The organism is Flavobacterium sedimenticola, from assembly GCF_030053345.1.
In the GTDB taxonomy this organism is placed as follows: Bacteria; Bacteroidota; Bacteroidia; order Flavobacteriales; family Flavobacteriaceae; genus Flavobacterium; species Flavobacterium sedimenticola.
This window is the reverse complement of record NZ_JASGBP010000005.1, coordinates 89,893-111,343: the sequence shown is the minus strand read 5'-3', so window position 1 is coordinate 111,343 and position 21,451 is coordinate 89,893. Positions and strand designations below refer to the sequence as shown.

Below are 21,451 nucleotides of genomic sequence, written 5' to 3'. Positions count from 1 at the left end.
ATCGCTTCTCTTTTTTTTAAGGGATATATAATTCGCCCCGGTGTGGTTTTAACGCATCCCGTAGCGGTATCATTTGCTCGTCATTCACCACGATATAAGCAATCGCATGCATGTCGTTTTTAAGCTCAAAACCGGTAATGGTAATCGGTAACTTTTCAATAGCGATGTATTCTTTTAAATGAATTTCATGATGCTCGGCCGTCTTGGCCGCTGCCGATCCGCGGAAATCCCAAATGAGTTTAATTTGTCGTGACATTAATTTTGGATAGATAGACAAAGATAACTTTTTGCTACATTTGAAAAAAGCAAGTCCATGAAATATCTTCTTTATATTTTGGTTTGGTTCGGCGGCACCGTCTGTGCGCAGGAACTCAAACTCGAACAAGCCAATCATTTGGCTTCTTTACCGTTAAAATGCCTGCAGCAAGAATATCCCAATAAATTGGGACAAATGCTGTTGGACAGTACCGAAATACAATCGCCAAAAAAGTTGCATCCTACTTTCTACGGCTGTTTCGATTGGCATTCTTCGGTGCACGGTCATTGGAGCTTGGTTTTTTTATTGAAGCGATTCCACAATTTGGCCTATCGAGAGCTCATCATTCAAAAATTACAAACCAATTTATCAAAAGAAAATATTCAGGTTGAAATCGATTACTTAAACAAGAAACATGAGAAATCGTTCGAACGAATGTATGGCTGGAATTGGTTGCTCAAACTCCAATTCGAATTGGAAACTTACAACGAACCGTTTGCACAGGAAATGGCTCAAAATCTAAAACCGCTTTCGAATCTTATTATTGAAAGATACCTTGAGTTTTTGCCCAAGCTGCTTTATCCGGTCAGGGTAGGCACGCACACGAACACGGCTTTCGGACTTATTTTTGCCTGGGATTATGCCGTTTATTCTAAAAATGAAGCCTTCCAAAAAAGTATCCGCGACAATGCTGTTCGTTTGTTTTTTAAAGATGAGAATTGTCCGTTTACTTGGGAACCGAGCGGAACGGATTTCCTATCGCCGTGTATGGAAGAAATGGCTTTGATGCAACGCATTTTGCCGAAAGCCGATTTTCTGATGTGGCTCAAAAAGTTTGCACCATCATTGTTTTCCAAGAAATTTACTTGGGACGTGGCACGGGTATCCGATCGAACCGACGGCCATTTGGTACATCTGGACGGACTCAATTTCAGCAGAGCGTGGAATTTATACGGTTTGATTCAACACTATCCGAGAGCGTTCTCGCATTTGAAAGCGATAGCCGATTTGCATTTCAACTTTTCCCTGCCTTCGGTAGTCGACGGTAATTATGAAGGAGAACATTGGTTGGCTTCGTTTGCCCTGCATGCTTTTGAAGAAAAAAAGTAATTCCATTTGTGTACTTTTGCTGAAAATTAAATCATGCCACGCGAATTACTGATACAAGTCACACCCGAAACCGCCCACAACGAACTCTTGCTCCAAGAGCATGTGGCCAAATTGTTTCAGGTAGCCGTCAGCGAAATTCAAAAAGTGGTTGTACTTAAACGCTCTATTGATGCGCGTCAAAAAGCGATTAAATTCAATATTAAGGCGAATGTATTTCTGAAAGGAGAACCCTATTCGGAATCTGCCATCGAATTACCCGATTATCCTAACGTCAGCAATGCGCAAGAAGTGATTGTAGTAGGCGCCGGCCCGGCCGGATTGTTCGCTGCATTACAATTGATTGAATTGGGTTTAAAACCGATTGTCATTGAAAGAGGAAAAGACGTTCGCGGTCGCCGACGCGATTTAAAAGCCATCAACCGCGATCACATTGTAAACGAAGATTCCAACTATTGCTTCGGAGAAGGCGGTGCCGGGACTTATTCTGACGGCAAACTCTACACACGTTCTAAAAAGCGTGGCGATGTGGACCGAATTTTACGATTGTTAGTGGCTTTCGGCGCTACGCCCGATATTTTGGTCGAAGCACATCCGCACATCGGGACCAATAAATTACCGCAGATTATTCAGGATATTCGAGAAAAAATTATCGAATGCGGCGGACAAGTCTTGTTTGAAACCCGGGTAAGTGATTTCCTTATTAAAAGCAATGAAATACAAGGCGTTGTCACCCAAAACGGGGATACGATTTCGGCCAACAAAGTCATTTTAGCCACCGGACATTCTGCTCGGGATATTTTTGAATTGTTAGACCGAAAAAAAATCCTAATCGAAGCCAAGCCATTTGCCTTGGGCGTTCGCGCCGAACATCCGCAGGCGTTGATTGATAAAATTCAATACAGCTGCGATTTCAGAGGCGCGTATTTGCCGCCGGCACCGTATTCCATAGTGAAGCAAGTCAACGGTCGCGGCATGTACTCGTTTTGTATGTGTCCGGGTGGTGTGATTGCGCCTTGTGCGACGAGTCCGGGCGAAGTAGTCACCAACGGTTGGTCGCCTTCCAAACGCGATCAAGCTACTGCTAATTCCGGCATAGTAGTCGAATTAAAATTAGAAGATTTTAAGCCTTTTGCCCGATTCGGAGCGCTGGCCGGAATGGAATTCCAAAAAGCCATCGAACAAAAAGCATGGCATTTGGCAGGTGGCTCGAGCGCAAGCGAACTGGCGAAGCAAACGCAAAAAGTTCCGGCACAACGGATGGTCGATTTTACTCAAAATAAAGTTTCTTCTTCCATTCCTAAAACGTCTTATGTACCCGGAACTACTTCGGTAGAATTGGGTCAGGTGTTTCCCGGTTTTTTAACCCAAATCATGCGCGAAGGTTTTGTGCAGTTCGGGAAATCGATGCGTGGGTATATGACTAATGAGGCGATTCTGCATGCGCCCGAAAGCCGAACGTCATCACCGGTGCGAATTCCGCGTGACCATGAAACCCTAGAACATTTGCAAATCAAAGGGTTGTATCCTTGTGGAGAAGGTGCCGGTTTTGCGGGTGGTATCATTTCGGCAGCCATCGACGGCGAAAAATGTGCCCTTAAAATTGCCGAAAGTCTCTCAAAATAAAGTAATTTTCATTTTTATTTTAAAAAAAGTAGGGTGGTGACCATTTGCGTTGTCTAATCTTAAAACACTAAATCAAAAATAAAATGAAAAAGTTTAAAATTTTACTCTTGTTATTAATCGTTTCGGTAGCAGGTTTCTATTCTTGTTCCGATAACGATCCGGTGGAAAGCGAAATTGTGACTTCCAAAAGTATCGCGTTGCGAACCACTTTAAACGAAATTAAGAAAGCCAATAACATCAACGACAGAAATGCCAATGTCACTCAAGATCAATTCTTGTGTTTTCAGTTTGTTTATCCGATAACCTTATCCTATAACGACGGAACGGTGATTACCGTAGCAACGTATCAAGGCTTGTTAGATATATTAACGGCTGAAACCGAAACTTTATTTATTGTTGGTATAGCTTTCCCTTTCCAGGTGCAGCAGGAAGGAGCCATTACCACGATTGATAATGAAGCCGAATTTTATGCTTTGATTGAAGATTGCGGATTCAGTCCGATAAATGATGATGTGTTACAATTTAGCTGTTTACAAATCGTATTTCCTATTTCGGTAGTCAATGATAATGGCGTAACTATAGAGGTGAATACCCAAGCTGAATTAGAATCTTTGTTAATTAACGGTGCATTGGTAGACATTGTGTTTCCTATCAGTGTGACTCAGAATAACGAAGTGATTGTGGTTAACGACTTGTATGAATTATTCGAATTATATGACGAATGTGACGGCAACACAACTTCTTGTATTTGTACGGCCGATTACAATCCGGTTTGCGTGCAAACCCCTAATGGCGTTGTGGAGTATTCTAACATGTGCTTGGCGGAGTGTGACGGTTATACTCAAAACGATTTGGTGCCTTGTGCTCCGGTATGCAACATCACCAATGTAACAGCTACTCCGGGAACTTGTAATGCAAACGGTACCTATCCGTTAACCATCGATTTTGATTATGCCAATACCACCTCAAACGAATTTTATGTTTACAATTCTGCAGGCGTATTGGTGGGTTCTTACCCGTTATCGAGTTTACCGGTAACCATTCCGAATTACCAGACTGTGGCAGCGCCAGCAGATTATTTCGTAGTCAGAATTGGAACCAACTTTGATTGTAATGCCACGCAACAATGGACTACTCCCAATTGTAATCCCACTTCCGATAATTTCGGAACGCTATTAGGAACTTGTTTCAATATTGCTTTTCCGGTACAAATACAATTTCAGGGTGCTTTGGTAACGGCTAATAGCAACGGCGATATTTTGCAATATTATTTTCCGGCACAGTCCAACATTCCGGCTTTTGTATATCCGTTGACGGTAACTTTCAATACCGCTACGGGGCCGATAACTGTAATTGTAGCTAGCCAAGCCGCTTTTGAAGCCGCCATTAACAACAATTGTAATTAAAAGTTAGCATAAAAATTGGGAAAAATGAATGTTACGACACAACCTTACTACTAAGGTTGTGTCTGTAATTTAAGCTATGAACGAAGAAAGTCAGAAAGATAAACTGTGTTCCGAAGCGGTATTTCGCTCGGTGTTTGACACTAATTTTAAAGTGTTGCGCAACTTTTTGGTCTACCAATTCAGAGGTGATATCGAAAATGCCGAAGATGTGGCGCAAAGTGCTTTTGTCAAACTTTGGGAGAATTGCAGCCTCCTGAAGCCGGAACAAGCCAAAAGCTTTTTATATACTACGGCCATTCGATTATCTTTAAATAAAATCAAGCACAGCAAGGTAGTGAACCATTTTGAATTGCAATTTCAACCCAAAACGGCACATCAAGAGTCCCCTGATTTTTTGATGGAAGAAATCGAATTGAAAACGCAATTGGAAAAAGCCATCAATGAATTGCCTGAAAAGCAAAGAACTGTATTTTTAATGAACCGATTTGACAATCAATCGTATACCGAAATCGCCGCCGCTTTAGATTTGTCGGTAAAAGCGGTGGAAAAGCGCATGCATTTGGCTTTGTTGTCTTTGAGAAAAGTAGTGAAAAACGTTTGAAATTAAGTATGATGAAAGCGCAAAATGAAACCTATTTATCCGATTGGTTAGCCCATAAAATCACCGATGCGCAATTAAAAGAATTGGTTTCGTCGGAAGATTTTGAAGCCTATCAAAAAATAAAAAACACCCTCGACGGATTGGAAATAAAGCAGCCCGATTTGGAGCAAAATTTTAATGCCATCCGACAAAAACTGGCCAACAAAAAGCAACCACAACCCAAAGTATTTCCGCTTTGGCGCTACGTCTCAATTGCCGCAACTGTACTGCTTTGCTTCGGATTGTATCACTTTTTGATGGCTCAAAATAATATTACCACCGATTTTGGTCAAACCAAGGCAATCACCCTGACCGATCATTCTAAAGTGTTGTTAAATGCCAAGTCGACGTTAACGTATGGTAATCTTTTTGCGTACCAAAGAACTATACAACTCCAAGGAGAAGCTTTTTTTGAAGTCGAAAAAGGCAGTCCGTTTACCGTTGAAACTTCGTTGGGTAAAGTACTCGTTTTGGGAACCAAATTCAATGTTATGTCTTTTGATGATTTCTTTGAAGTGAAATGCTATGAAGGCAAGGTAAAAGTGACGCAGAAAAATAAATCCACCATTCTGACGCCGGGTGAAAGCGTGCGGTTTTACAATGGGACCACGGAAAATTGGGCCGAAGTCTCTGATGCGAAACCATCGTGGATTTCAGGGGAGTCCACTTTTAAAAAGGTACCGATGCGTTATGTTATCGCCCAATTCAAAAAACAGTATAACGTTACCGTCGAATACCCGAAAAGCATAGAGAGCATTAAATTTACGGGTACTTTTACCCACAAAGAGCCAACGGTGGCATTGCAAACCATTTGTTTGCCATTGCATTTAAAATTCAGTAAAACCGGTAGCGGGAAAATTATTATTTCGGAATGAAAAAAATAATGATTTTGGGCTTCTTTTTGTGCTGGATGTCATGGTCGTGGTCACAAAAAAAAGAGTCTTTTAATTATACCGACACGCCTCTTACTCAAGTGCTTTCCGATATCGAGAAAGCATTTGCGGTTAAATATTCCTATATCGATTCACTGGTGGTTTCCCACCGAGTTACCTTGGTTAAAAAACACTATACTTTAGCCGAAATCAATACCGAAATTGAGCAACAATCCACCCTGGAAGTGATTCAAATCAACGAACGCTTTTATTCGATTAATCAATCGGAGACACGGGAAATCATTCCGTTGAAAGAAGTCTTAGTCGAAGAGTTTTTAGCCAAAGGTATTCGCAAAACTAATCCGTATTATGTTATTTCTCCTCAAAAAGTACAAACACTTCCCGGTATAACTGATGCTGATATTTTGCAATCGTTGCAGCAATTGCCGGGGGTGAAAAGTCCGAATGAAACCGCTACTGGTTTGTATATTCGTGGCGGAACAGCCGATCAAAATTTGATTTTGATGGATGGGATTCGGTTGTACCATCCCGGACATTTATTTGGCATGATTTCGAGTATCAATCCCAATATTGAGCAAACAGTGTATTACTACAACAAAGGAGTCAGTTCGAAGTTTGGTGAACGGGTTTCGGGGATTATCGACATTCAATCGACAGCTGCCGTTGCGGACAAAGTAAAAACCAACGCCGGAATCAATGCGCTCAACGCAGATGCATATGTGCAAATACCCTTGGTAAAAGAGAAACTGGGATTGCAACTTTCCGGACGAAAATCAATCACCGAGTGGTGGCAATCACCTACTTTTACACAGTTGGAGGATAAAGTTTTTCAAAACACCAATTTCAGTGATTTCGGTAGTGATAACCAATTCAGGTTTCACGATTATTCGGCCAAACTCAACTTTAAACCCAGCGATAAAACCTTGATTTCCGTATCGGGTTTGGTTATCCAAAACAATTTGGATTATCAAAATGTCATTGAAACGGATAGCATCAGCAACCAAAAAATGACCATTGAGAATTACGGTTTCAGTGTGCATTGGATTCAGAAATACAGTCCGAAATTGACTCAGAAAACCAATATTTTCTATTCGTTGTACAGTTTTGATTATCTCAAAAAACAAGCGTATCAAACCCATAAATTTGAAGCCTTTAAAAAACTCAATAGGGTAGTAGATTCGGGTGTCGAAATGAATTTTGCCTATCAAATGGCTAATGCATCAGAATTGGAATTCGGCTATCAGGTTTTCGGAAACGACATTTCACATTTATTCAATAGTTACAATCAGGATTTGGGCATTGTTTTGAGTTTGAAACACTTGTACAACATTACACATGCCGGTTTTGTTCAATACAAGAAAAACAAAGGCAGTTGGCATTTTCAACCGGGCTTGCGTTACAATTTTTACAGTCAAATGAACGTTTCGAGTTTTGAACCGCGGTTTTTATTGCAAAAGAACATCGCTGAGCCGCTGATTTGGCAAGCTTCTTATGAGCGCAGAAGTCAAGTGTTAAGTCAGGTTCGCGAAGATGCTGCAAACGATTTGAGTTTAGAGAATTATGTTTGGGTACTTTCCGATAACTCGGAATATCCGGTTCAGAAGTCCAATCAGTTCAGCAGTGGATTTATTTTCAAGAAAAACAATTGGTTGTTGGATATTGATGCCTATTATAAAAATATTACCGGAATTACGTCGTTTACGTTGGGATTTTTGGGTCAGAATGACAACAACATCCACCGTGGGAAAGGTTTTACGAAAGGTGTTGATGTGCTGTTGCAGAAAAGCGCTGCCACTTGGCGTACTTGGATTACATATACCTATCAAGATTCACAAAACCGTTTTCAAACCTTAAACAACGGAGCGTATTTTTCTTCCAATGCCGATATCAAACATCATTTTACCTTGGCTTTCAATAAAAAATGGAGCCGCTTTTTGTTTACCGCCGGTTGGTTTTGGCACAGCGGAAAACCGTTCAGTTCGATTGATGGCAACGGAGAAATTTCGGCGTACAATGCCAAGCGATTACCCGACTACCATCGTTTGGATGTTTCGGCGGTTTATCAACTTCAAACGGTAAAAGGCACTCATTTTAAAATTGGGGTTTCGGTTTACAATCTTTACAATCGCAATGTTCTCATCAGTAAAGAGTTGGAGCGACAATACGCTAACTTGTCCGATTTTTCCAATCCGCGCTATGCGGAACGCGAATTTTATTCCTTGGGCATCATGCCGAATGTATTTTTCAGAGTTTCTTTTTAAAAAGTTTTCAGTTACATCGTTTTAGTTAATTTCTTTATCTGAGCCATGGTCGGTGGTTTTCGGCAAAAGCGTAATTTTATAAAAAATCATTTTTATGAAGGCGATACCAACCGAATTTCAAATCGATACGTTAGTGCATCAAGATACCTACTTAGTTGATGGTGTACTTAAAAAATGGACCGGGCCGATTACCGAAGTTTTTTCTACCATTTCCGCTACCGAATCGTATGCACCAACCCTGTTAGGTTCTATTCCCGCCATGGGTGAAACCGAAGCTCGAGAAGTTGTAGCTGCGGCTGTGGCGGCTTATCATAACGGACAAGGCTTGTGGCCAACGATGAAAGTAGGTGACCGAATCAAGTGTATGGAGAATTTTGTCACCCAAATGAAAGCGACACGCAGCGAAGTAGTCAAATACCTGATGTGGGAAATTGGGAAATCGTTGGTCGATTCGGAAAAAGAATTCGACCGAACCGTTGAATACATCTACGATACCATTGAAGATTACAAACAATTAGACCGCGACAGCGCACGTTTTACCAAAAGTCAGGGTGTAAACGCCATGGTGCGTCGCGGACCGCTGGGTGTAGTGCTGTGTTTGGGACCGTATAATTATCCGTTGAACGAAACGTTTGCGTTATTGATTCCGGCCATCATAATGGGCAATACCGTTATTTTCAAACCGGCTAAGCATGGAGTGCTGTTGATTTCTCCGTTGCTGAAAGCCTTTCAAACCAGTTTCCCGAAAGGCGTCATCAATATTGTGTACGGTCGAGGTCGCGACGTGGCAGCTCCGATTATGCAATCGGGAAAGATTGATATTTTAGCGTTGATAGGCAACAGTAAATCGGCCATAGCGTTACAGGATTTGCATCCCAATAAAAACCGATTGCGATTGGTGTTAGGATTAGAAGCCAAAAATCCGGCGATTATTTTACCCGACGCCGATTTGGATTTGGCCATACAAGAGTGCATTACCGGAACGTTATCGTTTAACGGTCAGCGTTGTACGGCTTTAAAAGTTTTGTATGTGCACGAATCGATTGCGAGCGAGTTCAATCGGCGATTTGCAGCCAAAGTAGATGCGTTGCCGTTTGGAAATCCGTGGGAAAAAGGCGTGGCTTTAACGCCGTTACCCGAAAAAGAAAAACCCGCTTACATTCGGGAATTAATCGATGATGCTCTACAAAAAGGCGCTGACATCCTCAATGCCAAAGGCGGTGAGCGAACCGAAAATTATATATTTCCGGCGGTTTTGTTTCCGGTGAATAAAACCATGCGCGTCTATCACGAAGAGCAATTCGGTCCGGTGATTCCGATTCTAACTTTTAGAGATATTCAGGAACCCTTGAATGATATGGCCGAATCCAATTACGGACAACAGGTGAGTTTGTTTGGGCAAGACATCAAAACCATTGCGCCGTTAATTGATACCCTGGTCAATTTAGTTTGTCGTGTAAATTTGAACAGCGCTTGCCAGCGCGGCCCCGATGTGTATCCGTTTACGGGAAGAAAAGACTCGGCGGTGGCTACGTTGAGCATCCACGATGCCTTGCGTTCGTTTTCCATTCGGACTTTTGTAGCGTCTAAAGACAATGCCTACAACAATGCTATTTTGCAGGAATTGCTCAATAGCAAAGAGTCGAATTTTATCAATACCGATTACATTTTATAAATTAAAAAGGCTCTCCATCGAGAGGCTTTTTTTGTCAATTATTCTTTTTCAATCGGTTTTTAAAAACTTTTTCAAATTTCTCTAATTTCGGTTGGATGACCAATTGGCAATACGGTTGCTTTTGGTTGTTTTGATAGTAATTTTGGTGGTAATCCTTGGCTTTGTAAAAAGCTTGAAAGGGTTCCAAAGTAGTCACGATTCGGTTGTTGTATACTTCTTTGTTCAACTCGGCTATGACGCTTTGCGCGGCTTTCTTTTGTTCCTCGTTTTTATAAAAAATGACCGAACGGTATTGCGTGCCGACATCAGCGCCTTGACGGTTTAAAGTGGTCGGGTCGTGAACCGTAAAGAATACTTTAAAAATTTCATCCAAGTTGGTTTTCGATTTGTCATACGTAATTTCCACTACTTCCGCCGCGCCGGTGGTTCCGGTACACACTTCTTCATAACTTGGGTTGATTACGGTGCCGCCCGAGAAACCCGAAACGACTTTTTCCACACCATCCAATTGTTCGTATACGGCTTCCACACACCAATAGCAGCCACCACCAAGTACAATAGTATCGGTATTGCCTTTTGATGCCGCAGCATCGGGTACAAAATCTAACGAAATAGCGTTCATACAATATCTTTTGCCGGTGGGCGCCGGACCGTCATCAAATAAATGACCTAAGTGGCTGTCACATCGTCCGCAAAGGGCTTCTATGCGATGCATCCCATAGGAGTAATCGTCTTTGAACCATATACTTTTCTTATTGTCTTGTTCAAAAAAGCTCGGCCATCCGCAGCTGCTCACAAACTTTTGATCCGATTTAAAAAGTTTCAATCCGCATGCGGCGCAGTAATAAGTGCCTTTGGTTTCGTTTTTCCACATGGTTCCGGTAAATGCTCTTTCGGTATCGGCTTGTCGTGCTACCGCATACAAATCGGCCGACAATACTTGGCGCCATTGTTCATCGGTTAAAACCAATTTGGTTGTATCGGTATTCGAATAATACGGGTTTTCCGGTTTTGAAATCACATTTTCCATAGCAGAAGTTTTGGTGTTATTAGGATTGTTTTGACCGCACGCCTGTAACATGAAAAGCGGCCATAAAACGATAAAGATAATCACAGATTTTGACATAGTACTTGTTTTAAATCCAATACAAATTTACAGCTAAATACGAGTCGAAATGTCCGGTAGATTACAAATTGCCGTGATTTAAGGAAAGTTTAACGGTTGTTCTACGGGCGGAATTATAGGTGCTGATTTTTTTTCGTATTTTTGAACGATTATTGTAGGCTATGACAGAAGAAAAAGTAATCTTGGTTAATGAACAAGATGAACCGATTGGGTTAATGAATAAATTGGAAGCGCACGAAAAAGCGGTATTGCACCGAGCCTTTTCGGTGTTTGTGCTCAATAGCAAAAACGAAATCATGTTGCAACAACGCGCGCACCACAAGTATCATTCTCCTTTATTGTGGACCAATACTTGTTGTAGCCATCAACGCGAAGGCGAAACCAACATCGAGGCCGGAACCCGCAGATTGTATGAAGAGATGGGTTTTAAAACCGAACTGAAAGAATTGTTTCACTTTATTTACAAGGCTCCTTTTGACAACGGTTTGACCGAGCACGAACTCGATCATGTCATGATTGGATATTACAATGATGAACCCAACATTAATCCGGAAGAAGTGGAAAGTTGGAAATGGATGTGTATTGAAGCCGTACGCCAAGACATGATTCAAAATCCGGATAGTTACACCGTTTGGTTCAAGATTATCTTTGATGAGTTTTATCATTATTTAGAAGAGCACAAACTTTAATATACAACGTATAATTTACAACCCAATGAGAGTTACCGTTTCCCGCAAAGCCCATTTTAACGCTGCTCACCGATTGTATCGCAAAGACTGGTCGATGGAACAAAACGATGCTGTTTTCGGGAAGTGTAACAATCCTAATTTTCACGGACACAATTACGAGTTGATTGTTTCGGTGACGGGCGCGATTGATTCGGAAACCGGTTATGTCATCGATGTAAAGATTTTATCGGATCTGATAAAGGAACACATCGAAAATGCTTTCGATCACAAGAATCTCAACTTAGATGTGCCTGAATTTACTCATTTGAATCCGACGGCCGAAAACATAGTGGTTGTCATTTGGAACAAATTGCGGCCTCATATCGATTCGGATAAAGATTTGGAAGTGGTTTTATACGAAACTCCCCGAAATTTTGTCACCTATAAAGGATCGTGATGGGATTACAAGTTGGAGATACACTGCCTCATTTTATTGCTGTTGACAGTCACGGCAATCCTTTTGACAGTAAGCATTATGACGGGAAAGCACTCGTCATTTATTTTTATCCTAAAGATGATACTCGGGTGTGTACCGTACAAGCGTGTTCGTTCCGCGATCAGTATGAAGATTTCAAAGCCTTAGGGGCTGAAGTCATCGGCGTAAGCAGCGACTCTGCGAAATCCCATCAAAAATTTGCCTCGAAATATCGTTTGCCTTTCCTCTTGTTGTCGGATTCCGATAAGAAGTTGCGAAAATTATTTGGTGTTCCCAATGATTTGTTCGGTTTACTACCCGGCAGAGTCACCTATGTAATTGATAAAAAAGGAATCGTACAACTGGTATTCAATAGCATGTCGGGGAAAATTCACATTCAAAAAGCACTGCAAATGCTGAAAACAATGTAAGTTTGTCAAAAAATCAAAGCATGCTATTTTACCCGTTACAATTTGAGCCGATTCTGAAAGAGCGGATTTGGGGAGGAACCAAATTGAAAACCCTTTTGAACAAGTCCATAGCTTCTGAAATTACCGGTGAAAGTTGGGAAATTTCTACTGTTGCGAATGATGTTAGTGTGGTAGCGAACGGACATTTTAAAGGAAAAACACTCAATGAATTAATCGATGAGTATCCGAATGAAATTTTAGGGACAAAAGTGTATGCCCAATTCGGAAAACAATTTCCGTTATTATTCAAATATTTGGATGCGCGGCAAGATTTATCCATTCAGGTGCATCCTAATGATGCATTGGCTCAAAAGCGGCACAATTCTTTTGGTAAAGCCGAAATGTGGTATGTGTTGCAAGCCGATGAGAATGCCCGATTAATAGTGGGTTTCAAAGAAAAATCTTCTCCGGAAGAATATCTTACGCATTTAAACAACAAAACCCTTCTGGCTATTCTGGATACCAAAAAAGTGCAACCCGGCGACGTGTTTATGCTAAACACCGGAACGATTCACGCGCTCGGAGCCGGAATTGTAATTGCCGAAATCCAACAAACTTCTGACATTACGTATCGCGTATATGATTTTGACCGCGTTGACGCCAACGGAAATACCCGTGAGTTGCACGTGGATTTGGCTTTGGAAGCTTTAAACTATGAGAAAACAGAAGCCCAACGGTGGTATGAAAAACAGGAAAATGTGTCCAATCAAGTGATACAATGTCCTTATTTTACCACCAATTTCATCAAGCTCAATGATACTTTTTCCAAGACCAAAACAACCGACTCGTTTTGTGTGTTCATGTGTGTGGAAGGCGATTTCAGTCTCAATGTGAATGGCGATTCCTATCGCTACGGTATAGGGAGCACGGTGCTATTGCCGGCAGCACTGACCGATTTTCAGTTGAGCGGACAAGCTTCGTTACTGGAAATTTACATTTCGTAGTTGCGGTTTTAAAGTTTTGCCGTACTTTTGTCGAAATTTTAAAATAATAAGAACATGGCAAGTGTTAAGAATTTAAAAAAAGACATCAACTTTGTATTAGGAGATATTATTGAAGCGGTTTACATTCATGAAATGACCACTACCGGAAAACCGTCAGATCAAAGCAATGCAATCATTGATGAAGCCATCGCTTCTTTTGATGCTTTGATTACTAAAGTAAACGCCAAAAATGTGGAGAACAAAAAGGCCCATTTCAAGCAAATTAACGCCGAGTTAGAACAAACTGCTAATCAATTGGTTGAAAAAATCAACGCCTTATAATTCAAAAAAGCAGTAAAAAAACAGCAAAATATTTTGGAATTTAAAATTCAAAAAATATATTTGCAGTCATAATTGAGACGCCGGTGTAGCTCAGCTGGCTAGAGCAGCTGATTTGTAATCAGCAGGTCGTGGGTTCGAGTCCCTCTATCGGCTCAATTCGAAAACCATCACTGAAAAGTGGTGGTTTTTCGTTTTTATGGGCGTTAATGTTTCAAAAAACGCATTGCAAAATCATTTCTATTTGTATCTTTATAGGCTGTCAAAGAATTGAAATGCAGAGACTTTTCTCCCCAAAAAGTAATTATTAAATCAAAAATTTATGTGTACGACAAAACAAAGTGAATTTATGCAAGAGGCTATCAACCTGTCTATCGAGAATGTAAAATCGGGAAAAGGCGGGCCTTTTGGTGCAGTAATCGTCAAAGACGGTAAAATTATTGCCCGCGGAGCCAATGGTGTAACTTCTACCAACGACCCGACGGCACATGCAGAAGTAGTAGCCATTCGAAATGCCTGTGCAGCATTAGGCACTTTCCAATTAGACGGCTGTGAAATTTATACCAGTTGCGAACCTTGCCCGATGTGCTTGGGGGCTATTTATTGGGCGCGTCCCGACAAAATGTATTTCGCCAACACCAAAAAAGATGCGGCCGATATCCAATTTGATGACCAATTCATTTATGAAGAGTTGGAATTGCCTTTTACCAATCGTAAATTGCAAACTGAGCAAATGATGCGCGATGAAGCCTTGGAAGCTTTTAAGCTCTGGTCAGAGAGCATCAATAAAATAGAATACTAAATCGGTATGATTCAATTTCTCTTAAACCAAAGGCTGATTTCAACGAATAAGGCTGCAAGTACGACATTGCTCGATTTTATCCGGTATGAAGAAAACCTGCGTGGTACCAAAATCGGTTGTCGCGAGGGCGATTGCGGTGCGTGTACGGTTCTAATCGGCTCGCTCAAAGCCGGAAAAGTGGAGTACATCAGCGCGACTTCTTGTTTGACACCTCTAGCAAATGCCCAAGGCAAGCACATCGTAACCGTAGAAGGCACCAACTTGCCCGATACATTAAACCAAGCCCAACAAGCGATGGTCGATTGCTCGGGAACCCAATGCGGCTTTTGTACACCCGGCTTTGTGAATTCGATGAGCGGCTTTGCGCTGACATGCGAGGATGCCACTGTTGAAAAGGCTATCAGCGCCATCGATGGGAATATTTGTCGTTGTACCGGTTACAAATCAATCGAAAGAGCAGCGGTAAAATTGACAGAGAAATTAGAAACTAAAGATCAAAAGAATCCCTTAGAATGGTTGGTGGCTCATGCCTTCATTCCGGAGTATTTTTTGCAAATTCCGGATCGCTTAGCGCAAATTCAAACGGCTTATGCGACCACCGGAGCGGTTGCCGTGGGCGGTGGGACCGATTTGTATGTCCAAAAGCACGATCAACTACACGAGATGGATTTGGACTATTTATTTGACAAAAAAGAACTCAACGGTATTACCTTCAGCGGCAATACTTGTATCCTGAAATCTTCGGTAACCGTAACCGAATTAATGGAGAATGAAACATTGTTACAAGCCATTCCGAATTGGTACCACTATCTGAAGTTATTATCGTCAACGCCAATCCGAAATATCGCCACCATCGCCGGGAATATTGCCAACGGTTCGCCCATAGGTGATTTCACAATTATCCTTTTGGCGATGAAAGCCCAATTAATCCTCACTAATAAAACCAATAACAGCCGACAAGTAGCACTAAAAGACTTTTATTTAGGATACAAGACCTTTGATAAGAAAACAGACGAAATCATTTCGCAAATTGAATTCGAGGTACCAAACCACGGTACCCGATTCCATTTTGAGAAAGTATGCAAACGCCAATATTTGGATATTGCCAGTGTGAATTCGGCTGCTACGATTGCAACGAACGGTAACACTATAACAGAAGCCCGTCTTTCTATGGGTGGTGTAGGTCCTATTCCGAAATATTTAGCCGAAACCGCTCAGTTTTTGGTTGGAAAAGAATTGAATACTGCCACGGTAAAAGAGGCCGAAACGATTCTTCAAACCGAGTTGTCACCCATCAGTGACGCCCGCGGGACGGAAGCCTACAAACGATTATTGGGACGTCAGTTGTTTTTAGCTCATTTCTTAACACTATTTCCGGAAACCTTTACCATGGAAGATTTAATATGATTAACATAGATGCTCACAATCACGTAAAAGGAAAGTCGATTTACCTCGACGACATCCGAGAAATACAAGGAACGCTGTACGCAGTTCCTTTTGATGCGACAGTAGCGCATGCCAAAATCAAAAAATGGGATGTTGAAAAAGCATTACATCATAAAGGGATAGTCGCTATTCTCACAGCCAAAGATGTGCCCGGTTTAAATCAAATTGGCGGGATTATTCCCGATGAACCGTTGTTTGCCGAAGATGAGGTACATTTTCGCGGACAAGTTATTGCCTTGATTGTCGGAAAATCGGAACACGATTGCCGGATGGCTGCCAAGTTAATTCAAGTGGATTACGAAGAATTACCCGTAATAGTCGATCCGAGAGAAGTACAAGCCCTAGGCAAACTCATCATTCCGCCACGTAGTTTTAAACTCGGCAATACGGCCGAAGCTTGGGCACAATGCGACCATATTATCGAAGGGCGCAGCGATGTCAACGGACAAGAACATTTATACATCGAAACACAAGGTGCTTATGCCCGTCCTAAAGAAGACGGTAGCCTCATCATATCATCGTCCACCCAAGGACCAACCGCTGTGCAACGCATGGTGGCTCAGGTTTTGAATATTCCGATGCATAAAGTGGAAATCGACACCGTACGTTTGGGTGGCGGTTTCGGCGGGAAAGAAGACCAAGCTACGCCTTGGGCTGTGATGGTCGCTTTGGCGGCACAACAATTGCAAAAACCGGTAAAAATGGCGATGCATCGTATGGACGATATGCGCATGACCGGGAAACGTCATCCGTATTCCGCCGATTTTAAAATCGGGTTGACCAAAGATTTAAAAATTGTAGCGTATGAAGTGACCCATTACCAAAATGCGGGTGCAGCAGCCGATTTATCGCCTGCGGTAATGGAGCGAACCTTATTCCATTCGACCAATTCCTATTTTATCCCGAATGTCATGGCTACGGCCTACAGTTGTAAAACCAATTTGCCGCCTAATACGGCGTTCCGCGGATTTGGCGGACCGCAGGGCAAATTTGCTATTGAAGCCGCTATAGTTAAAGCTGCCGAAACGTTAGGTGTCAGTCCGGCCGAGATTCAAAAAGCCAACTTGGTCAAAGAAGGCGATGAGCTATCCTATGGTCAAATTTTGACTCTGGTGGAAGCCACCAATGCTTGGGAAACCTGCATGACAAAGTATGATTATGCCGGACAAAAGAAAAGAGTAGAAACATTCAACATGAAAAATACCCGATTCAAAAAAGGCTTAGCGATTCAACCCATTTGTTTCGGAATTTCGTTTACCAATACCATGATGAATCATGCGCGGGCTTTGGTGCACATTTATCACGACGGAAGCGTGGTAGTGAGTACCGGTGCGGTCGAAATGGGGCAAGGCGTCAATACCAAAATGCTGCAAATTGTGGTGGAAACTTTTGGTATAAAAGCCGATAAAGTCCGAATCGAATCCACCAATACCTTGCGTGTCGCCAATACGTCGCCAACCGCTGCCAGTGCGGGAGCCGATTTAAACGGGAAAGCGCTGCAGATGGCGTGTCATGCGTTGTTGGAACGTTTGAAAGCAGTAGCTCAAAAAGAATACACCGACCAAATCATCGAATTAAAAGAGGAGTGGGTGTATGCCAATGAAATCAAAACCGAAATGACTTGGAAGGATTTAATCCTCCGTGCGTTTACGCAGCGTGTTGCCCTTTCGGAAAACGCACATTATGCCACGCCAACCATTCATTACGATAAAACCAAAGAAAAAGGACATCCGTTTGCGTATCATGTATACGGCACTTCCATTCACGAAGTGACTGTCGATTGTTTGAAAGGAACCTACGAAGTAGATAGTGTCAATATCGTACACGATTTTGGAAAAAGTATGAATCCAACCATCGACAACGGTCAAATTGAAGGCGGATTGGTGCAAGGTATCGGTTGGATGACCCTGGAAGAAATCATCTATAACGAGCAAGGGCGATTGGTGTCTAATGCCTTGTCAACGTATAAAGTACCCGATATTTATTCGGTGCCGAAAGTGATTAACATCAAACATCTGGAAACCGAAGGACACGAATTGGCTATCAAAAAATCGAAAGCCGTAGGGGAACCGCCGTTGATGTACGGTATCGGAACCTATTTTGCGATTCGTGACGCTGTGAAAGCCTTTAATCCAAAAGCAAATCTCGCGGTCAACGCACCTTACACACCCGAAAAAGTGTTGATGGATTTATATCAAAAATCATAAATTCGGGTTTATGGTTACCGATTTTTACAAAAAACTCCAACAGGTATTACAGGAGGAAAGCCGCTTAATCCTGATGGTGGTTGTTGCCAATAATGGCAGTAGTCCCGGACGAAAGGGCTTTAAAATGGTGGTCACTCCACAGCAAATGTACGGCACCATTGGCGGCGGTATTATGGAACATAAAATGGTGGAATTGGCCGAAAGCCTACTGAGTAAACCTCCTTTTACTCCTTTTGTAAAACATCAAATCCACGATAAATCGGCACCCAAAGACCAATCGGGTATGATTTGTTCAGGAGAACAAACGATTGCTTTTTACGATTTGGATACGCGTTTTTTTTCGGTAACCGAAAAAATATTGTCGGATGAACCGTTGACCATTAATTATTCCAACCATGGCATTACTTTAGAGAAACCCGAACGTTTTCAATGGCTTTATACCGAAGCTAATTGTTTGACGCAAAAAGTGTATATCATCGGTGGTGGTCATGTAGGATTGGCGCTAAGCGAAGTCTTGTCGAAATTGGATTTCGAATTGCATTTACTCGACCATCGCGAGAACTTGAATACGATGGATGCCAACACTTTTGTGCAGTCCAAACAGGTCATCGATTTTGAAACGATTGACCAATACATTCCCGAAGGCAAGAAGGTTTACGTGGTAATTATGTCTTTTGGATATCGTACCGATGATGTTATTATTCGACGTTTGTTGGGGAAAAAGTTTAAATATATTGGTATGCTGGGTAGTGTGGCCAAAATTAAAACGCTATTTCAAAACCTCGAGGCCGATGGTTTTGACAAAGCTCAAATTGCTGAGGTATTTGCACCAATCGGTCTCGATATCAAAAGTGAAACAACACAGGAAATCGCCATAAGCATTGCGGCTCAACTCATACAAATCCGAAACCAAAACCGATGATTACAGTTGCAGAAGCCTTTTCGATACTTGAAAATCTCAATTTTCCTAAACGAATAATTGAAGTTTCTTTATGGGAAGCGCGTTATCATGTTTTGGCCGAAACAGTGGTGTCACCTATCGATATGCCGCCCTTTCGACAAGCTACCATGGATGGATTTGCTTTGTGTTTACACAATTCGTTGCCGTATGAAATAGTGAGTGAAGTCAAAGCCGGAGATGTATGTAACATAGCACTGCAACCCGGGCAAGCGGTAAAGATTTTCACCGGCGCCGCTGTCCCAAATTCAGCCCAAGCCGTCATTCCAATCGAGAAAGTAACGGTAGAAAAGGGTACCCTACAACTTCAAGAAAATATAAAACCCGAAACCAATGTCCGACCAAAAGGCGCACAGATTGCTCAAAATGAAAAAGCGTTAGCCGATGGCTCGTTGCTCAATGCGGCGGCTGTAGGTTTTTTAGCCGGTTTGGGTGTTGACCGGGTCAAAGTGTATCAAAAACCAAGTGTTGCTATTGTAGTGACGGGTAATGAATTAGTTGCGCCCGGGAAGGCATTGCCTGAAGGAAAAGTGTATAACAGCAACACCCTGATGTTGCAAACGGCTTTGTGGGATGCTCATTTTGAAACCATCAATACCTATCAGGTTGCCGACGATTTTGAGAGCACAAAAGCTGTTTTATTACAAGCCATTAACGAGAATGATGTGGTTTTGGTTTCCGGCGGGATATCGGTTGGCGATTACGATTTTGTGGGCAAAGCATTGGAACAGTTAGGCGTAACAACCCTGTTTTACAAAGTCAATCAAAAACCGGGAAAGCCATTGTATGCCGGACAGCTAAATCATAAAATCATTTTGGCGCTACCCGGCAATCCGGCGGCGAGTCTCACGTGTTTTTATGTGTATGTATTGCCTACGTTACAACGTTATTGCGGCAGCCAAGGAGGGTACGGTTCGGATGTACAGAAAACAATTACTCATGACTTCTCGGTAGACAATCCCAGAGCGCAGTTTTTAAAAGCGTTGGTTTCCAATGATGAGGTCACTATTTTATCCCACCAGGATTCGGCGATGCTGAATTCTTTTGCACAGGCTAATGCCTTAGTCTATCTACCGGAAGGAAAATATAAAGTTCATCAAAACGATAAAGTAGTTCTGTATACTATTTAGTATATTTACCCTACTCAAAAGAATTAAACGTAATGATGAGCGGCGAAATAACTCAGTTACCCTTATTGCTTCTGCTTTTGGCCGTTGTAGCTTTTTTGTACGCCAGTGTAGGGCACGGCGGTGCCAGTGGTTATTTGGCCTTAATGAGTATTTTTGGTTTTTCGATTGCGGTGATGAAACCTACAGCTTTGGTATTAAATATCTTAGTTTCGGGGCTTTCTTTTTACTTTTATTTTCGAGCCAAAGAATTCCATTGGAAACTGTTTTATCCTTTTGCCATTATTTCGGTTCCGTTTTCGTTTTTAGGTGGAACCATAACCATAGAAACCCATTGGTACAAAATTATTTTAGGAACCGTGTTGTTGTTTGCCATAGCCCGATTGTTAGGACTATTGGGTGCCATTCAAAACCAAGAACGTCCGGTAAATCTGCCGTTAGCACTATTCATCGGTGCTGTAATAGGGTTTTTGTCGGGGTTAATCGGTATTGGCGGCGGAATTATTTTGAGTCCGGTTTTGCTATTGTTGGGTTGGGCTACCATAAAACAAACCGCAGCCGTTTCGGCCTTGTTTATTTTGGTAAACTCAGTTTCAGGCCTTTTCGGTTTTGTCTCGCAAGGCGGTATTTTACCACAATCATCTATTCCGTTTATCGGCGTGGTTTTGGTTGGCGGTATCTTAGGCGGTTATTTTGGAAGTAAAAAAATGAATACCCTAGTCTTGCGCAATGTTTTGGCCTTGGTTTTGGGGATAGCTGTTTTTAAATTATACACCACATAAAATATGGGAATCAAATGTCCGATACGGTATTACGGGATTATCAGCGATATTGTTGATATGGAAGCTGATTTAGCCGAATTCAACGGCGATGTTCCGTCACTTCATGATTTGAAATTGGCGCTCGAAGATGCTTTTCCGGATATGAGAGAGGTCAATTATTTGTTTGCCGTCAATCAACAACTGGTTTCCGATTTGTCCATGGAACTAAAAGAAAATGATGAAATTGCACTCTTGCCGGCATTCTCGGGAGGATAATTCAACACC

At 42.0% G+C, this 21,451-nt stretch carries 21 protein-coding genes and 1 tRNA gene; 20 read left to right on the top strand and 2 right to left on the bottom strand.

All coding sequences use genetic code 11. The features are described from left to right. Nucleotides 1-16: 16 nt before the first annotated feature. Nucleotides 17-256 carry a hypothetical protein gene (locus tag QHT84_RS09495; RefSeq protein WP_283239322.1) on the bottom strand — a complete coding sequence of 80 codons (240 nt, stop codon included), beginning with the start codon at nucleotides 254-256 and terminating at the stop codon, nucleotides 17-19. 57 nt (nucleotides 257-313) lie between these two features. Here QHT84_RS09495 and QHT84_RS09490 point away from each other — a divergent pair, with 57 nt between their 5' ends. The 7 genes from QHT84_RS09490 to QHT84_RS09460 all read left to right on the top strand — a co-directional run bounded on the left by QHT84_RS09490 (nucleotide 314) and on the right by QHT84_RS09460 (nucleotide 9,864). After that, the gene (locus tag QHT84_RS09490) at nucleotides 314-1,366 is read left to right on the top strand and encodes a DUF2891 domain-containing protein (protein WP_283239321.1); all 1,053 of its coding nucleotides are present in this window, start codon (nucleotides 314-316) and stop codon (nucleotides 1,364-1,366) included. Nucleotides 1,367-1,399: 33 nt separating this feature from the next. Then, complete coding sequence (locus tag QHT84_RS09485) at nucleotides 1,400-2,989, top strand: NAD(P)/FAD-dependent oxidoreductase (protein ID WP_283239320.1); 1,590 nt, start codon at nucleotides 1,400-1,402, stop codon at nucleotides 2,987-2,989. An 83-nt stretch (nucleotides 2,990-3,072) separates the two neighbouring features. After that, nucleotides 3,073-4,395: a hypothetical protein gene (locus tag QHT84_RS09480; protein ID WP_283239319.1), complete on the top strand. Its 1,323-nt coding sequence runs from the start codon at nucleotides 3,073-3,075 to the stop codon at nucleotides 4,393-4,395. A gap of 76 nt (nucleotides 4,396-4,471) precedes the next feature. Further along, the gene (locus QHT84_RS09475) at nucleotides 4,472-4,996 is read left to right on the top strand and encodes an RNA polymerase sigma factor (RefSeq protein WP_283239318.1); all 525 of its coding nucleotides are present in this window, start codon (nucleotides 4,472-4,474) and stop codon (nucleotides 4,994-4,996) included. An 8-nt stretch (nucleotides 4,997-5,004) separates the two neighbouring features. Continuing rightward, entirely contained in the window at nucleotides 5,005-5,910 is a 906-nt protein-coding gene (locus tag QHT84_RS09470; RefSeq protein WP_283239317.1) for a FecR family protein, read from the top strand. Then, complete coding sequence (locus QHT84_RS09465) at nucleotides 5,907-8,189, top strand: TonB-dependent receptor plug domain-containing protein (RefSeq protein ID WP_283239316.1); 2,283 nt, start codon at nucleotides 5,907-5,909, stop codon at nucleotides 8,187-8,189. The genes QHT84_RS09470 and QHT84_RS09465 overlap by 4 nt, the downstream gene beginning before the upstream one ends. A 94-nt stretch (nucleotides 8,190-8,283) precedes the next feature. Next, nucleotides 8,284-9,864, top strand: a complete 1,581-nt coding sequence (locus QHT84_RS09460) for an NADP-dependent glyceraldehyde-3-phosphate dehydrogenase (RefSeq protein ID WP_283239315.1) — start codon at nucleotides 8,284-8,286, stop codon at nucleotides 9,862-9,864. A gap of 34 nt (nucleotides 9,865-9,898) precedes the next feature. On the opposite strand, the gene QHT84_RS09455 is transcribed toward QHT84_RS09460, so the two are convergent. Next, nucleotides 9,899-10,990, bottom strand: a complete 1,092-nt coding sequence (locus tag QHT84_RS09455) for a bifunctional methionine sulfoxide reductase B/A protein (RefSeq protein ID WP_407649241.1) — start codon at nucleotides 10,988-10,990, stop codon at nucleotides 9,899-9,901. A gap of 161 nt (nucleotides 10,991-11,151) precedes the next feature. Between QHT84_RS09455 and idi the strand changes: the two genes are divergently transcribed. The 13 genes from idi to QHT84_RS09390 all read left to right on the top strand — a co-directional run bounded on the left by idi (nucleotide 11,152) and on the right by QHT84_RS09390 (nucleotide 21,442). Next, nucleotides 11,152-11,679: an isopentenyl-diphosphate Delta-isomerase gene (gene idi / locus QHT84_RS09450; protein ID WP_283239314.1), complete on the top strand. Its 528-nt coding sequence runs from the start codon at nucleotides 11,152-11,154 to the stop codon at nucleotides 11,677-11,679. Nucleotides 11,680-11,704: 25 nt separating this feature from the next. Then, on the top strand, nucleotides 11,705-12,115 hold the full coding sequence (locus QHT84_RS09445) for a 6-pyruvoyl trahydropterin synthase family protein (protein WP_283239313.1): 411 nt from the start codon (nucleotides 11,705-11,707) through the stop codon (nucleotides 12,113-12,115). Beyond that, nucleotides 12,115-12,564 carry a peroxiredoxin gene (locus tag QHT84_RS09440; RefSeq protein ID WP_283239312.1) on the top strand — a complete coding sequence of 150 codons (450 nt, stop codon included), beginning with the start codon at nucleotides 12,115-12,117 and terminating at the stop codon, nucleotides 12,562-12,564. The genes QHT84_RS09445 and QHT84_RS09440 overlap by 1 nt, the downstream gene beginning before the upstream one ends. Nucleotides 12,565-12,584: 20 nt before the next feature. After that, nucleotides 12,585-13,547, top strand: coding sequence for a type I phosphomannose isomerase catalytic subunit (locus QHT84_RS09435; protein ID WP_283239311.1), 963 nt, complete (start codon nucleotides 12,585-12,587; stop codon nucleotides 13,545-13,547). 54 nt (nucleotides 13,548-13,601) lie between these two features. Beyond that, complete coding sequence (locus QHT84_RS09430) at nucleotides 13,602-13,868, top strand: hypothetical protein (RefSeq protein WP_283239310.1); 267 nt, start codon at nucleotides 13,602-13,604, stop codon at nucleotides 13,866-13,868. A gap of 79 nt (nucleotides 13,869-13,947) precedes the next feature. Then, a tRNA-Thr gene (locus tag QHT84_RS09425) sits at nucleotides 13,948-14,021 on the top strand. Between the two features lie 166 nt (nucleotides 14,022-14,187). Continuing rightward, nucleotides 14,188-14,667: a nucleoside deaminase gene (locus QHT84_RS09420; RefSeq protein WP_283239309.1), complete on the top strand. Its 480-nt coding sequence runs from the start codon at nucleotides 14,188-14,190 to the stop codon at nucleotides 14,665-14,667. A gap of 6 nt (nucleotides 14,668-14,673) precedes the next feature. After that, on the top strand, nucleotides 14,674-16,074 hold the full coding sequence (locus QHT84_RS09415; RefSeq protein WP_283239308.1) for an FAD binding domain-containing protein: 1,401 nt from the start codon (nucleotides 14,674-14,676) through the stop codon (nucleotides 16,072-16,074). Next, the gene (locus tag QHT84_RS09410) at nucleotides 16,071-18,320 is read left to right on the top strand and encodes a xanthine dehydrogenase molybdopterin binding subunit (protein ID WP_283239307.1); all 2,250 of its coding nucleotides are present in this window, start codon (nucleotides 16,071-16,073) and stop codon (nucleotides 18,318-18,320) included. Before QHT84_RS09415 ends, QHT84_RS09410 begins: the two co-directional genes overlap by 4 nt. Before the next feature lie 10 nt (nucleotides 18,321-18,330). Continuing rightward, the gene (locus QHT84_RS09405; RefSeq protein ID WP_283239306.1) at nucleotides 18,331-19,242 is read left to right on the top strand and encodes an XdhC family protein; all 912 of its coding nucleotides are present in this window, start codon (nucleotides 18,331-18,333) and stop codon (nucleotides 19,240-19,242) included. Further along, nucleotides 19,239-20,408: a molybdopterin molybdotransferase MoeA gene (locus QHT84_RS09400; RefSeq protein WP_283239305.1), complete on the top strand. Its 1,170-nt coding sequence runs from the start codon at nucleotides 19,239-19,241 to the stop codon at nucleotides 20,406-20,408. Before QHT84_RS09405 ends, QHT84_RS09400 begins: the two co-directional genes overlap by 4 nt. A 35-nt stretch (nucleotides 20,409-20,443) precedes the next feature. Beyond that, complete coding sequence (locus QHT84_RS09395) at nucleotides 20,444-21,187, top strand: sulfite exporter TauE/SafE family protein (protein ID WP_283239304.1); 744 nt, start codon at nucleotides 20,444-20,446, stop codon at nucleotides 21,185-21,187. A gap of 3 nt (nucleotides 21,188-21,190) precedes the next feature. Next, on the top strand, nucleotides 21,191-21,442 hold the full coding sequence (locus QHT84_RS09390) for a MoaD/ThiS family protein (RefSeq protein ID WP_283239303.1): 252 nt from the start codon (nucleotides 21,191-21,193) through the stop codon (nucleotides 21,440-21,442). Nucleotides 21,443-21,451: the final 9 nt, after the last annotated feature.